This window comes from Marinoscillum sp. HNIBRBA16962, assembly GCF_057801515.1.
In genome coordinates, this window is record NZ_CM173603.1 from 2,944,431 (window position 1) to 2,959,355 (window position 14,925).

A 14,925-nucleotide genomic window follows, 5' to 3' on the forward strand; every position below is an offset into this window, starting at 1 on the left:
AAAAAACCTAACTAACATGTCTAAAAACCTAATCTATATCCTGGGAGCCGTTGCTTTATTAGGCACTTCTTGTGTGCCTGAAGACAACACGGTTATCACTATTGTCAATCCTTCGCCCCTTGAACTCAAGGATAAGCCTGTCATTATAAGCAGGACCTCCCTTGAAGATATTGACAGCAAAGCACAATACCCGTTGATCACCAATGACAATGGAGATACGATCCCGTCACAATTGGAAGACCATAATGGTGATGAGGTGTGGGACGACCTGACTTTCGTCGTTGATATCTATGCAAATGACTCTTTAGAACTTTCCCTGTCCTGGACAGCTAATCCGATTGATTATCCTGAAAGGACCGGCATAAGGTTTGGGAAACGAGATGCCAAAGATCAACCCGTCTCACCCAGAACCAGTGACACCTTATATGCCGATCAGATACATGCCCGCCTGGGCTATCAGCCGTACCAGGCCGACGGTCCTTCCTGGGAGAATGACAAGGTTGGCTTTCGGCACTATTTTGATGGCAGGAACGCAAAGGACCTTTTTGGTAAAAAGAAACCTGCCATTTCTCCGGAAGATGTGGGCATTAATGCATCTGGCGGTGTAGAGGATAACTACCATGAAATGAGAGATTGGGGCAGGGATATCCTGCCGGTGGGCAGCTCAGCCGGATTGGGTGGAATCGGCCTGATGGCCGGTGATAGCCTCCTGAGATTGGGTTGTCTGAGTGGCGATACGGTTACCAATGTGGCACAGTCCATTTTCCGGATCAATACAGAGGGACCGGTCCATTCGTCTTTTTCGCTACACTATAAAGACTGGCAACCCATGGCAGGAAAAAGCTTTGAGGTGAAGGAAAATGTGCACATATGGCCGGGCATCTACGCCTATCAGAATACGGTCGAAATTTCGGGCATTACGGATGAATCGTTGCTCGTGGGATTGGTAAAGACAATGCCTCAAATACAGCCAATAGAGGTGACGGTAGGGGATGAATGGACCATTTTACTGACACATGGAGATCAGGGTTACAACGGAGAGTGGATCATCGGCATGGCGCTGATATTACCTCAGAAAAACTACCTCGGGTCAGGAGAGGCGCCTCCAACGGCGAAATTGACCAATACGTACTATGGAAAACTAGAAATTTCTGACAATACACCGCTGACGTATTACGCGGTAGCGGGTTGGGAATTAGCTGCAGACAAGGGGTTTGATGATCCGGATTACTTTCAGGATTATGTGGTCAGTCTGGCGGAACAGCTAGCGGTAGAGTTGGAAGTGCGGGTTCAATAGGAAATCATGGACCCACAGTTCAGGTAAAGTCCATTATTCCTTTGTCAAGTTAATTATATTGAATGCTCATAGTGGAGTATGGGTTTGATACAAATATTCCCCCTTTTTCATCAAAGGGGGCGATGGGGGTTATAGAAAAATTTATCAAACCCATACTCTCTTACGGTGTAATCGCAACTTTCGCCGCGGTAAAGACATATAGGATAATATACTGATGGACCCCTCACCCTTCGGGAGCTCCCCTTCGAAGGGGAGCAGCATGCACTGCAAAAATTATAAATCCTCTGAAAATGGGATAGAGTGGATTAAAATCAGTAACGCTAACCAATTCCCCTCCTTGGAAAAGGAGGGGTGGCCGGAGGTCGGGGTGGTCAGATCACGTTTTAGGAGGAGTACCCTCCAGCAGTGGTTATTGACTACCGTCTGACGGTTCAGAACCGTCAGACGGGTAGCGCGTCACAGCTTTGCAACCTTGATTTTGACAAAAACATATAAGATAATATACTGATGGACCCCTCACCCTTCGGGAGCTCCCCTTCGAAGGGGAGCAGCATGCACTGCAAAAATTTAAACCCCGCGCTTAGTCATCGGATGACTTTCATATTCCAATTTCTGATCAAAAAAACGATTGATAAAATCAGAATGAGAAAGCATTATCGTTTAAATTTCCAGTCATGGGAGTCACTTTGTATTACACGGCTACATTAAAATCCCCGGACTTACTGCCAGGCCTTCTGGATGAAATGGAGGATCTCTCCGAAGAAGCTGGGTGGAAGGTTCACCGCATAGGGCAGGAACGAGTAAATCTACCTGGTCTGCCAAATGTGCAGGCTGAAGGCGTTCTACTAACTATTCAAAAAGAAATGGAGCCTGTCAACCTGATATTTGACCAGGCCGGCCAGATGATTAATTTTAGCGTGCTGCCTTCATTTAATATCTTTTCCGGTCAGCAGGAAAGCGAGACTTTGGAAGTTACGGAGATTTCCGCAGGTGGACAGGCTGAAACAAAACAACATAGTATCGATTTTAAAATGATGGCAAAGTGGTCCAGTACCAAAACACAGTTTGCCGGACCTTACGGCCATATCTGTCTTTGTAAATTGTTAAAGTACCTGGAAAAGAAATATTTTAGTGCCATCGAGGTGAAAGACGGGGGTGGCTATTGGCATACCGAAGATATTGGGATACTCACAGAGAAAATGAACCTCATAAATGCCGCCATTGATGACCTTGACTTGTATTTGCAAGCCAATTTTGATCAAGGTATCACTTCAGAAGCTGAACTCACTGATAGATTAATGGAATTTGCTAAAATGCTGAGCCGGAGACGCCGAAAGTAAGCTGTATGATCCGGATTTAGCTGTCTTCGCGCCGTGCCGTCGGTAAGCCTCTGGCGGCCGATGGAAGCTATAGCGAAGCAAGGCGCTTCACCTATTCTTCGTCGCTGTTGCTATCGTCACCAACAGCTTTAAAGACATATAGGATGATACGGGGATGGACCCCTCATGTGGATTTCGGTTCCTTCAAAACCTTCTTTACCAATGGTCCGATCGTTAATCCCTGAACGATGATAGAGAATACGACAATCACATAGGTGATGGTAAGAAAGAGTTCACGATTCATCTGAGGTTCTAAGGACAGCGCTAAAGCAATAGAAATACCTCCTCTGATACCTCCCCAGGTCATGATCAGATTGGTTTTGCGGATGAAGTCCAGCTTTGTTTTAAAGATCGCTACCGGGCCGGATAGAGCAATGAATCTTGCCAAAAGCGCCAAAGGAATGGCCATCAAGCCAAACAGGAGGTATTTCCCATTCATAGAAATGACTAATAATTCAAGCCCTATCAACACAAAAAGAATGGCATTGAGCAGGACATCAATGAGCTCCCAGAATTTATCCACATAGGTATGCGTGTTTTTGGACCAGGCGATCTTTGGGGCTTTGTTGCCCAGAAAGATCCCCGCCACAACTACTGCCAGCGGTCCGGATACGTGTAAGTAATGTGCCAAAGCAGAAATACCCATGACCAGGGCCAGGGTAATGATGACCTCCGTTTCATAGTTATCAATGACTTTCATCAATTGAAAAACACCCCAACCCGCCAGTAAACCAAGGATAAGGCCCCCTGCAACTTCCGTTAGAAACAGCCAGCTCACATCACCAAAACTCATGGCATCCAGGCCTTGTTGAGCGATTTTGAAAAGGACGATGAAAACCACCACACCCACACCATCATTGAACAGCGACTCACCTACGATTTTGGTCTCAAGCTTTCCGGGGGCATTGGCATCTTTCAAAATGCCCAGCACCGCAATGGGATCGGTAGGGGAGATAAGCGCTCCAAAAAGCAGGCAGTAGATATAGCTGATCGGGTAGCTAAAAGCAATGAACAGATAATACATCATGGTACCGATCAGAAAAGTAGACAGCATAATGCCTATGGTTGCAAATAAGGCGATAGGGCCTTTTTGCCTTTTGAGTGCGTCGAGTTTGGTATGCAATGCCCCGGCAAAAAGGAGGAAGCTCAGCATGATATCGAGCAGTGCCGTTTCAAAATCTACCGATTGGATCAGTAGTCTGGCTTCATCCAGAAGGTAATGATTAAAACTACCAAGAATGGTGATCCCGACCGTGAAGACAATCGCAATGATCATCAAACCAATGGTAAAGGGAAGTTTCAGGAACCGGGTATTGATGAAGGCAAAAATGGCCGAAAGGATGATCAGGATGGTAATGATATTGAAAATACTCATGGTAATCTTTAAGAGGTTGAGGAAAACCCAGGGAGTCATCGAATCTCAAATTCATTTGCCTTCAGCTAAGTTTTCCGATGATTGTAATATTCACTCATTAAATCTAAAACTCCAAATTGCTTTTTTTGATATGTATTTCGCGGTCTACCAACAGCTTTTAAGGTATATAGGATATGGACCCCTCCGCCTTTTTCATGCACCGTAGCCTCCGGTGTAGGTGTACCAGGCAAACCCCTCAGTCCTGCGGACAGCTCCCCTTCGAAGAGGAGCAGCATTGGCTGCAAAGATTATAAGTCCTCTGAAAATGGATAGAAGTAGCTCCCAATCATACCGCAAACCAACTCCCCTCCTTGGAAAAGGAGGGGTTCGGGGGTGGTTTGATCACGTTTTAGGAGTGCCGCCAGCAGTGGTTATTGACTACCCGTCTGACGGGTTTTATCCTTTTTCGCTGTTGGTGTTGTCACCTTGAATCCTCCTTCAAATGCTCAAAAACCCCTCCGCCCTTTCGCTTGCGCCGAAGCTTCAGCGAAGGAGCATATATGCATCCGTAGCTTACCTCTTCGCTAAAGCTTCGAGGTACGCAGTTAGCGAAGGTGTACGGGCAAACCCCTCAGTCCTGCGGACAGCTCCCCTTCGAAGGGGAGCAGCATTTGCTGCAAAGATTACAAACCATCCAAAAATCAACAGGTAAACTAACATTTATATCGCAACCTGCTTCCCTCGTTTCATAACACTAACCAGTTTCTTTTCGCCTGTTGTTGTGAGTTCTCTCTTCACAATTGCAAAGTGCATAAAAACGTAACAAAGCTGACCAGAAATTCATCTGATCGTTTGAAGTACTTTTCAAGTGCATAGGGCAGGGCACCCTGGGGGTTTTTTACGCGTACCTCCGTTTGAGGGAGTTCATATCCGAAGACCTTCCGATCGGCTATTGGGTCGTAAACAGTCACATCCAGGGAAACGAATCCCTGATAATATCCTCTGGACCGTCTTACCAGGTCACCTTTTGGTTGGATGTTGATGTGGTAGTCGGCTTCCTGGCTCACTTCCTGAAGCCCAAGGTCCCTGGTAATGGTCCTGAAAAAGTCAATGGCTCCATTCACTTGTGTAGCAGAAAAGCTTGCAGTTGGCTTTGGGTAGAAGGTGATGTTGTAAGGAACAAAGTCGATGGATACGGGAGGGGATATTATTTGGGTTCTGATGGAAGGATCAAGCAGTCTTCTGATCCGGTCCTGCAGTCGCAGTTCCGCTACAATTTGAAAGACCGCTGACCGGTTTTCCGGAAACAGCCCGTAGATCCGTAGGGCTTCCGATTGATCATGTTCGAATGAATACCTGAAAATATCTCCCTGGATCACCCTTAATGAGAGGTTTAGCCCATTGACCGGAGTCCCGCTGGTTTTGTCGATGAGGAAACCGCTGATGGTAAGCGGCTCTCGTGAAATGGGATGAAAAGGGTATCTGCTCCGGAGGTCAAAACCAATTTGATCAATTTGTTGCTCCAGGGCATAGATACTGGCCAGCCGCCAGTTCTGCATAGCCAGTTTATATTCCGGCTCTACGAGGCGATCCATCTCTGCATCCAGTCGGATGATGGATTCGCTCAGCTTACTCACGCCACGAGCCACTTCACCCTGCTCAAACAGGGCGGTGGCTTCATTTTGCATGTAAATGATCAGCTCCTCCAGCGACTTAAAATAAAGGGCCCTTTTGGCTTTGTAGTCATCTTTGTCCAGTCGGAACAGTACGTAATACGTATCGGATCGCTTGTCGATCCACTCATCTACTTTTTGGTACCCGCTCAGGAAATTAGTAGAGGCCAGCGAAACGGTTTCATCCAGCAGGTAGTCCACCTGATCATTTTCATACGTCATGATCAGGGTGGACTCGGAGTTGATCGATACAAAGATCTTCTCAGCAATCTCCCGGAGCGCCATTTTCCTGGCTTTTGTACGGTACTCCGGAGACACCTTCATACTGACAGAGCCCATCCCGAAGTAAGCCTCATTTGTCAAGGGTGTTTTGTGAACCCATTGTGGTGCTTTCTTCAGCTGGCTAAAAGCCAGGGAAGCCAGGAGCAACAGGAGCAAAAGAAGGAATTCCCGGATGTGGGAATTCTCAGTAGTCATTTTTGAAGTCCTCTAGTTCCTGCTCATAGATCTCACGAAATTTTTGCAGATCAAAATCCTGCTTCAGCGCATCATCCACAGAAATTTTTTCAACCATGCCATCTGCAATAGCCGAAGTAGGCATTTCCATGGCTACATAATGGATGTATTCTCCTGATTTTCTTTTTTTGTTCTGATAGGATTGCTGATCAATGATCTTGACCTGGGTCAGCGTTTCATCGATGACGGTTCGGGTAAGGTCCTCAAACTTGGAGGTCGTTTCGATCTTGTTGGAGATCTGCCTGTTTTGCAAAAACTGTTCACCCACGCTTCTCACCTTGACCTCAATCTGGGAGGCCATGGCCTGTCTGGCATTGGTTTCGGCAATGCGCTTAGCGACGGTCAGGTCCAGGGACTTACCCTGACCGGTGGCCCGGTAGTGTTTTTTATCCGAAAAGTACTTGGAACCATCAAATGGCGAATCAATTTTCTTGAAATTGCTATCGGTCTGCTTCAGCTTTCTGTTACAACTTACCATGACCAGCAAGGCACTGAAAACTAATGAGTAGATAAGGATACTTCTTTTCATGATATAAAAAGTTTGTTTGAAGGCTAAAAACCAAAATGCGTGCCAAAGGAGGATTTTGTGGGGTTCTGGCTTGGTGTAGGGGAAGGGAGAAGAAGGTATTTTTTGCAAACCTTAAATCTAACTACTCTCTCAGTAGCCTTCTTATACAGGATGAAAGATTAATATTCAGAACCCATTAGTCTTCTGCTTTTTTCGTCTTTCTGAAATCACGTAAAAAGGCTTACTCATGGCCACTATTCTACTGGTTGTGGAAGCGTTCGGGTCTTCTGCGCCGTTCTTATTCTTAAAAGAGTAAACGATGAAACTGTATTCATAAACTGCCCAAATTTCTCTGTGTCTTTTTTTAGTAGGGGCAATGCTAAAATTCCTGAATTTCTTTTTGTTTTTCTTACTGCAATCATCAGATCCCTCTATATCAAAAACACATAGATTTATTGAATCAAGGGGTTTGTCATTCTGATCCAATTCAAATTCAATCTGGTACTTATTCGGTTTATTAGCTTTGACACTGCCGGCAGCCTTTTTACATGCCAGCGCTATTTTTATTTTGTTACTTTTCGGCAGGTTGTTTAGACCCGTAACGGATAATTCCATTTTTGTTAGTCGTTCGTATATAAGGGAATCAAACACATTTACAACTGAAGGACCTTCCTGGGTAGCAATAATATCAATAGTAAAAGTGTTGCTTTGAGCAATACTGACATGGGCAATCATTGCTGATATGAATACTAAAGAGTAAGCTATAATGTATTTCATTTGTTCAAAAAATTTCGAAATCAGCCGGGCCGAGTTGGCGGTTTGCTTCCTGATTTTGATCATGCTCATTTCATTGTACCAGAAGAAAAAAGGATCGGCATGATTACCGATCCCTTTAAGCGTTAATTTAGTTGGTATGATTTTATTTGCAGTCGGTTTCAAACTGACTACCTGCAGTATAGAAGTTTAGTTCAGGTGAGAAGCTGCCACCTTCGTACATGGATATAAGATCAAAATATTGAAAAGAACAATGCCCGTCAGGCCATGTAGCCACCGCAGCTACTTCTATGCTTCTTCCGGTATACGAACTTTTAATTACAGTATTCCAGCTACTGGAAGTTATCACTACATCGGTAATGTTTTCCTTCCAGCCTTTAGATTTTGCATGTTTTTGAAGTGCTTTTAAGGCGGCAGACCTGATGCTTTCATCTGTCATCGCAGCATCAGGCACTTTAGGCTTTTCGTTCATGCTTTTCGCAAAGATCTCCATCTTCTTTTCAAAACTTTTGATTTTTTCTTCTGCCGCATAGGACGCCTGATCCAACTCATCCTGTGTCCATTTTTTCTTCTTGTCTTCTACAAATATGAAAATGCTATTTACGCTGGAGCTACCAGGATGATACATGAAGTTAAGGCCATCATCTCCGAAATAAACATATTCAGCAGGAGTGCTTCTTCCCCAATACTCAGCCGACTCATAATGTTGAAACATGTTTGGGTCAAGGTGGTGTCTGTAGTAAACTTTAGTTTCACCGGTGTTCTTGGCAACAAATCTTATTCTTGATCCTGTTATTACACCTAAGGTATTTTTACCCCATATTTCCGGCTCCAGGTGCATGAAGGATTTATCACCATCAGCATAGATGCCTTTGTATGCGTTTTCTAATTGGAATCTTTCTTCTGCAGGGACTTTTGCATATTCAGCTAACAGCTTCGGGAAGTACAGGTCTTCTTTACCGTCATCCAGTTTCTTTCTTCTCATTTCTGCTGCACTTTTTTTGGCATTAACGACGCTTTTATCCATTGCCAGTATTTCATAGTAGTCACATGGCTTAGCGGTAGCATAATTCACCTCACCATTGAAGATATATCTTTCCAGGTAGCCATTTTGAACAGTGATGAAGTAGAAAAAACCGTCACCGACATGTAAATAAAGTCCATCAGTACCTTGTACCACTTTTATCTCGCTCTCCTTTTTGCTACCATCTGTATTATTGAATGTTAGGGTAAACTTATTTCCATCACTAACATTGGAAATCTCTACAGTGCCATCGCTCGCAGTTCTGTAGTATGTGCCATTTTCGACCTTTTGTGCCCGGACACCCATTGACACTGAGATTATGAGTAATAATGTTATAATTTTTAAAGGATTCATTAGAGTTATTTATATGTTAAAAAATATGATTTTGCTACGTGTATAGTGGACTTTTCAAAGATGTGTGCTTTACAAATCCTTTACAAATCGTCTAGGGCAAGACCGTTTACAAAGCGTTAACAGCAGTAATATTTTTTTACATATGGGCCTCATTTATATCGATTATCTCTTTAAAATTGATAAAACAGAGTTAGTCCCTGGAGTAGAGAAGAGTTTAAATGGGAAGTTCAAAATCCTGCAAATACCCTGAGGGATGAGTAAGCAGGGGGATCATTTTCCAAAGAGCATATCCCTAAAAGCAATCCTTATCAAAAGAACAATACCTCATAATTTTGAAGTGTTGACTCATATTTATTGACAAGGTCATTAATGTTATGTTTGGTAAATGAATCAATTAGCAATCGAATGGTATAAAGGTTTTTTTGTGCTTCCATAATATCTTTTGGGACCATTGGCTTTTCAGTTCCGCCGGATGTTAGTTTTTCAAGTTTACCAGATGCCTGATAAAATAGCTCATCTGCCATTTTTATTGCGAGCTTCTTCTCATCCATTTGAAGTAAGTAATCTATTTGCTTAGCATTGAAATAGTCTAATGGAAAGACATCTTTAGGCATCCACGAATAGCTCGCCAATAATATTTCTTTGGCTTTCTTCTGATCCTCTGCGGCAAGAAAAGCTTCTACCAGGTTATTGATCATGGATCGGTAGTTTAACACGAAATTCCGTTCCTCTTCTATGACCGGATTAGTAAGCGGCAAAAAATCCCAATCAAACGTGTTTTTCACAACGTCGTACATTCTCGTGTAATCAACAGCATTTTCCTTTTGCACAGGTAAAAGTTGATAACACAATCCTTCCTGAACGACATATTCGGAAAAATCGAGCGCTATATGATGGAGAGAGGTATTGTTAAAGTATATGGGACGATCCCAGTTATTTGTGGTGATAAAGTCCAAAATCGCCAGATCTCTCATTTCAATACCCTTCGTCTTGACGGAAACGCGCATGATGGAATCCAATGCAAATTTTGAAAGAGGTTCCGGGAGGGATTTTTGCTCAAAAAATGTCTTAACCGGGATTTTCAGTTCACTGGAGGGGAGAATATTGTAATAACTTTCATCCACATCTAATCTTAGCGCTTCATGGCCATTGTTTATCAGGTTCAGATACGATTTTACATCAATGGGACCTTCCACCTGATCAATTTGAGGGAGATAGGCATTGGGCCCATTGATATCATAATTTTCCATGTCTATGGAAAAACTGAGAGGTTCAATGTGAGTGTCCTCTTTAGCTACTAAATCCATGAATCGGTTGGTGTTTAGAAAACTAACAACGACCACCGTGACATCACGACGATAACCATATTTTGCCTGAAGGTACCAAAGGGGAAATGTATCATTGTCACCTCCGGTAAACAAAACAGCGTTTGGGGCACATGAATTCAGATAATTTCTTGCCAAAGCCATGTGAAAATCGTCATAGATATCGTCATTCAATTCACGAAGGGCCTCCTGCTCATCGCTATACATCATCAGATCAATGTAGGAGGTGGCATGTTCATTGGCCCATTTGACACCTATAGAACCGATAATTGTTTGAAAAGCGGGATTACGATCCTTTAATCTGCCAAATGACCTGATGGCTCCATGGCGATACTTTCGATATTCCTGTAATTGGCTTTTGCTCAACTTTTCGTGCCTTGCAAGCGCAAACTGATCATTGCTCTCCGAGAACCCAAGACGGTGAGATGCATAAGAAGAATAGGCTCTTCCCAGCGCATATAAAGTGGTATCGGATAGCGTGGCCTCCTTCTCACCATAGTCTTTAATGATATCCCTATCCCAACCATCGTAGTTGAAGTATGGATAAATATCGAAAAGCGATGCATCCCATGCCTGAAGGAACGGATCCGTTTCTTCTGACAGCAGGTCAGCTGACCGGTTAAGCGCTGATGATGGATCGTCTGCTCTTTTTTCAAATGTCAACGATTTAAAGCTACCGGAGTTCCGGTCCCAGAATAGCTCACTTTTGGCTTCCCGGTATTTTCCATCTTCATAGATCTCAGTTGCTACGTGCCAGCCGGTTATTTTCTTTTGAAAGCTTATTTCCTTATAGTCATCGTAAGAACTGGCGGTGTATTTTTTGAAAAAGGTGTTTACCACAGCCTGATAAGATGGATACCGATGCTGAGCAGGCAATTTTAGGCTCAGCATGAATATAAGGACGTACACAGTGATTTTCATTCGAAGGAATTACCTGGTTGGTACAAAAATTTCATCTCAAAATACGAAGGACTTTCTTTATACCAATGATGTTGGGTACAAAAAGGGGCTATACCAGTGAAGAAAGTTTACTATAGTTTTAATCTATTTGTTGAAGGTTAGTTTCAGTTCAGTATTTTAAAAATAGGATTTTACAAAAATCAAACTGGACCAACAAGCTGCCTTTGCCTTTACTCTCTCCTGAGAAAATTTCAGAAAACTGATTTCAAGACCAGTCTTTCGATATATTCCCTTCATTTGCTCTATTCGCAGAGTCCCTGCCGGAGACTCTGCATGGAACGGAGATAAAAAAAGATGACCATTGAGCTATCTATAACTTGGGTAGCTCAGATACTCTCGATACTCAGGTTCAGTTCTTTCGCAAACCTTTCTACCTGTTCTTTAAATGTATCATGATCATTGATGGTGAATAGAGGCAACTGCTTGTTCTGGTCATACAGCAGGTGTAAGGTATATTCAATGTAATTGACCCAGTAATCCCTTGATCTCGAAGCTGCTTTGTAACTTTTCTTTTCCCTGGTTACTAATAATTTTTCCAGTTTTGTATACGGGTATGTTTGTCCGGATGGAATGGACAGTCTGTAAAACCTGTCACTGATTAATTTTTTCTTACGATCAATGGTGGTCACGTACTTGAATGTCCAAAGGCTGACAGCTGTGATAAGACAAAAAAGAGCACCGATAAACCAGTAAATGATCATAAGGTAAATGGCCAGGGGTAAGAGGAAGACGGAAAGAACCCACCTTAAACCGCTTGGGAAGTAATATCTAATATAGGTAACCGAATGTACACTCATATGCTTTCGACTGAATTTGGTTAGGATCTGAAATATAGTTTTTTTTCTTAAAAAGGGGTTCAAGTATAACTGAGCTCCCCTTATGGACCCCTCCGCCCTTTCGCTTGCGCCGAAGCTTCAGCGAAGGAGCATATATGCATCCGTAGCTTACCTCTTCGCTAAAGCTTCGAGGTACGGAGTTAGCGAAGGTATACAGGCACCTCCCCTTGTGAAGGGGAGGTGCGTGCACTTCAAAATTTATAGATCATCAAAAAAATTAACGGTAAACTCCCAATCATACCGTAAACGGCTCCCCTCCTTTTTTCAAGGAGGGGAGCCACACTGTCGCTAAAGCTCCTTGCTTCGCTGAAGCTTCCATCGGCCGCCAGAGGCTTACCGACGGCACGGCGCGAAGGCACAGTTAGCGTAAGAGACCGGCTTAGGGGTTTGGGTGGTTTGATCACATCTAAAAGACAATTAACCTGTACCCGAATAACGAAATTTTGAAGAACGACAAGCGGGGGAGGACGGCCGGTCTGCGCGACCCGGTCTACGCGACCCGGTCTTGGCCTTCTAACATCAACTAAAAACGTACACATCATTTCTTGTAGTAACGAGGCGAACGGCTAGTTGCGAACGGCTAGTTGCGAACGGCTAGTTGCGAACGGCTAGTTGCGAACGGCTAGTTGCGAACGGCTAGTTGCGAACGGCTAGTTGCGAACGGCTAGTTGCGAACGGCTAGTGTCGTATCAACCCTTGATTAACGGGAAGGGTTCACAAAAAATACCCTTTGTGTGCGAAGCTTTAGCTGTTGCGAAGCGAAGGCATAATTAGTCCTCCTTTCAGGGAGGTGTAGGAGGACGCCCGGCCTGCGGTGTTAGACAGGATTTCCATTTTGATTGTTTAACAGGGATATGGGAAAAGGGTTGAATTCATCCATCTTTTTTAACTACACACTTATTCTTATATTGTACCCTAATTAAGTGATATGAATAAGCTTTTCGGTAGTTTAAGTACAATTATTGAAGCGTACGATACTCCCTATTACAAGGTGCATCAAAGATTTTTTTCTTTGTTCGCAGTGATGGGAATATTGAGCAATGCTTTTTTTTTTATATTCCACGAGTACTTCACTGATTATACCGAATACCTATGGTTAAGACTAGTCGCTATTGCATTATTTTCAGCACTTTTAATCCTGCCCCGAAAAAGGAAGCTCAAAAAAATTGAATATTGGTATCTGGAAGGAGTTTGGTTAGTCACTTTACCAGCTTCCTTTACTGTCATGCTGTTTGCCAATGAACTGAATCCTTATTGGAGCATGGCCCTCCTGATGGCAGTCACTTTGTATGCCTTGCTTGCAGACCCACTAAAAGGACTGTTTTTATTTCCCCTGTCATACATCGCTATTTTTTGCCTGTTCTATTTCTTTACAGACTTTTCTTTTGACAACATGCAGCAGGTTTATGAAAGTTTTTTCACCACTAACCTGGCGAATATTATCATTGGCGGGATGCATGCCGCCACGAGATCCGTTTTTTTTCAATTTGAACATAAAAATGAAATAATCGAAGCAAATAAACTGGAGCTAATTAAAAGGCAACGAATAGCAGAGAAAGCAAGCAAGGCTAAGACAGATTTTTTAGCCAATATGAGCCATGAGATCAGGACACCGCTTAATTCTATCATTGGTTTCAGCCTCTTACTTGAAGAGCAAAGCGAAAAATTCAGTTTTCCGGATAATTCAAGAAAGCTTTTAGGCTATATCAGAAACGCAGGAGAACACCTCACTGAGCTCATTAATAATGTGCTGGATCTATCCAAGATAGAAGCAGGTAAAATGGAATTGTACAAGCAACCTTTCAGGTTGCGCAGGCTGATTGAAAACGTTTATCATTTACATCTCCAACAAGCCCAAAGGAAAGGTCTCACTCTGGAATATACTATAGATGCCCAGCTTCCGGAATTCATCCTGTCTGATCGGATTAAATTAAGTCAGATTCTCAACAACCTGGTGGCCAATGCCATTAAATTCAGTGAATCCGGAACCGTCTCAATCCAGGTTCATTCCCGGGAAAAAAAATTACTATTGGCAGTCTCCGACGAGGGAATTGGTATTTCTCCGGACCGGCAATCAGCAATATTTAATTCGTTCGAGCAAGCTGATAACACAACCACACGCCGGTTTGGAGGAAGTGGTCTTGGACTAGCACTTAGCAAGAAAATGGCCGAGCTACTCCAGGGCGATATCACACTAATTAGTCAACCCGGAAAAGGTTCGACATTTTTTGTGCTTATCCCTTATGATGAGGCCAGCATGGATGTTACTGATTATTCGGATGGCAGTGCTTTAGTCAATGAACTACCCTCGGATAAGCATCTATTGATTGTTGAGGATGATGCCATGAACCAACTGGTGATTAAAGGAATTTTGGCAAAGACGAATATTCATTTTACCATTGCTTCAAACGGCAAAGAAGCTATCGATTTCTTAAAAGAAGCTTTGAAAAACGACAAACTCCCTGACCTGGTTTTTATGGATGTACACATGCCAGTTATGGATGGTATCAAAGCGCTAAGCTACATACGCAACGAAATGAATCTGGGTAGTCTACCGGTAGTCGCTCTGACTGCCGATGCCCTTGCGGAGCAAAAAGCGAACGGGCTAAAGATGGGATTTTCAGAATACATCACCAAGCCGATTGTGAAGGCTGAATTGTTACTGGTTCTGAACCAATTCCTGAATCAACCAACATCTACCGATTGAAATGAATATCCCTGATCCAATGCCGTTTGGTTAAGCTCCCCTTTGTCCCCCGCGGGCGGGGGTGAAGGGGGTGGATACAAGAAAACCATGCTTAACTAAACGGCATTGATTCCGGTTTGAACCCTCACTAACGGATACTTTCTCTTTGGCTGGATCGATCAGCAATGATAGGCTTCCTGTAATTTCTGATCATTTGATAGTAACCAAATTCATAACAT

General features: G+C 43.3%; 10 protein-coding genes. 3 read left to right on the forward strand and 7 right to left on the reverse strand.

The window, feature by feature from the left end:
* Positions 1–16 precede the first annotated feature (16 nt).
* A complete protein-coding gene (locus AC3E9V_RS12350; protein ID WP_488753510.1) occupies positions 17–1,297 on the forward strand; it encodes a DUF4861 family protein in 1,281 nt (426 codons plus the stop codon).
* A 674-nt stretch (positions 1,298–1,971) separates the two neighbouring features.
* Complete coding sequence (locus AC3E9V_RS12355) at positions 1,972–2,637, forward strand: hypothetical protein (RefSeq protein ID WP_488753511.1); 666 nt, start codon at positions 1,972–1,974, stop codon at positions 2,635–2,637.
* Between the two features lie 163 nt (positions 2,638–2,800).
* Here the strand turns inward: AC3E9V_RS12355 and AC3E9V_RS12360 are convergent, their stop codons facing one another.
* The 7 genes from AC3E9V_RS12360 to AC3E9V_RS12390 all read right to left on the reverse strand — a co-directional run bounded on the left by AC3E9V_RS12360 (position 2,801) and on the right by AC3E9V_RS12390 (position 11,961).
* A complete protein-coding gene (locus tag AC3E9V_RS12360) occupies positions 2,801–4,051 on the reverse strand; it encodes a cation:proton antiporter (protein ID WP_488753512.1) in 1,251 nt (416 codons plus the stop codon).
* A gap of 773 nt (positions 4,052–4,824) precedes the next feature.
* Positions 4,825–6,180, reverse strand: a complete 1,356-nt coding sequence (locus AC3E9V_RS12365) for a hypothetical protein (RefSeq protein ID WP_488753513.1) — start codon at positions 6,178–6,180, stop codon at positions 4,825–4,827.
* Entirely contained in the window at positions 6,170–6,748 is a 579-nt protein-coding gene (locus AC3E9V_RS12370; protein ID WP_488753514.1) for an LPP20 family lipoprotein, read from the reverse strand. The genes AC3E9V_RS12365 and AC3E9V_RS12370 overlap by 11 nt, the downstream gene beginning before the upstream one ends.
* 165 nt (positions 6,749–6,913) lie before the next feature.
* The gene (locus AC3E9V_RS12375; RefSeq protein WP_488753515.1) at positions 6,914–7,504 is read right to left on the reverse strand and encodes a hypothetical protein; all 591 of its coding nucleotides are present in this window, start codon (positions 7,502–7,504) and stop codon (positions 6,914–6,916) included.
* A 142-nt stretch (positions 7,505–7,646) separates the two neighbouring features.
* Positions 7,647–8,879 (reverse strand): hypothetical protein, encoded by a 1,233-nt coding sequence (locus AC3E9V_RS12380; RefSeq protein WP_488753516.1) that lies wholly within the window; start codon positions 8,877–8,879, stop codon positions 7,647–7,649.
* Positions 8,880–9,187: 308 nt separating this feature from the next.
* On the reverse strand, positions 9,188–11,095 hold the full coding sequence (locus tag AC3E9V_RS12385; protein WP_488753517.1) for a hypothetical protein: 1,908 nt from the start codon (positions 11,093–11,095) through the stop codon (positions 9,188–9,190).
* 395 nt (positions 11,096–11,490) lie between these two features.
* Positions 11,491–11,961, reverse strand: coding sequence for a hypothetical protein (locus tag AC3E9V_RS12390; RefSeq protein ID WP_488753518.1), 471 nt, complete (start codon positions 11,959–11,961; stop codon positions 11,491–11,493).
* Between the two features lie 967 nt (positions 11,962–12,928).
* Here AC3E9V_RS12390 and AC3E9V_RS12395 point away from each other — a divergent pair.
* Complete coding sequence (locus AC3E9V_RS12395; protein WP_488753519.1) at positions 12,929–14,707, forward strand: ATP-binding protein; 1,779 nt, start codon at positions 12,929–12,931, stop codon at positions 14,705–14,707.
* The last annotated feature ends 218 nt before the right edge of the window (positions 14,708–14,925 follow it).

Excerpts from the sequence above, each read along its gene's own strand:
- AC3E9V_RS12350 (WP_488753510.1), top strand. The coding sequence starts at position 17 with ATGTCTAAAAACCTAATCTATATCCTGGGAGCCGTTGCTTTATTAGGC.
- AC3E9V_RS12355 (WP_488753511.1), top strand. The coding sequence starts at position 1,972 with ATGGGAGTCACTTTGTATTACACGGCTACATTAAAATCCCCGGACTTA.
- AC3E9V_RS12360 (WP_488753512.1), bottom strand. The coding sequence starts at position 4,051 with ATGAGTATTTTCAATATCATTACCATCCTGATCATCCTTTCGGCCATT.
- AC3E9V_RS12365 (WP_488753513.1), bottom strand. The coding sequence starts at position 6,180 with ATGACTACTGAGAATTCCCACATCCGGGAATTCCTTCTTTTGCTCCTG.
- AC3E9V_RS12370 (WP_488753514.1), bottom strand. The coding sequence starts at position 6,748 with ATGAAAAGAAGTATCCTTATCTACTCATTAGTTTTCAGTGCCTTGCTG.
- AC3E9V_RS12375 (WP_488753515.1), bottom strand. The coding sequence starts at position 7,504 with ATGAAATACATTATAGCTTACTCTTTAGTATTCATATCAGCAATGATT.
- AC3E9V_RS12380 (WP_488753516.1), bottom strand. The coding sequence starts at position 8,879 with ATGAATCCTTTAAAAATTATAACATTATTACTCATAATCTCAGTGTCA.
- AC3E9V_RS12385 (WP_488753517.1), bottom strand. The coding sequence starts at position 11,095 with ATGCTGAGCCTAAAATTGCCTGCTCAGCATCGGTATCCATCTTATCAG.
- AC3E9V_RS12390 (WP_488753518.1), bottom strand. The coding sequence starts at position 11,961 with ATGAGTGTACATTCGGTTACCTATATTAGATATTACTTCCCAAGCGGT.
- AC3E9V_RS12395 (WP_488753519.1), top strand. The coding sequence starts at position 12,929 with ATGAATAAGCTTTTCGGTAGTTTAAGTACAATTATTGAAGCGTACGAT.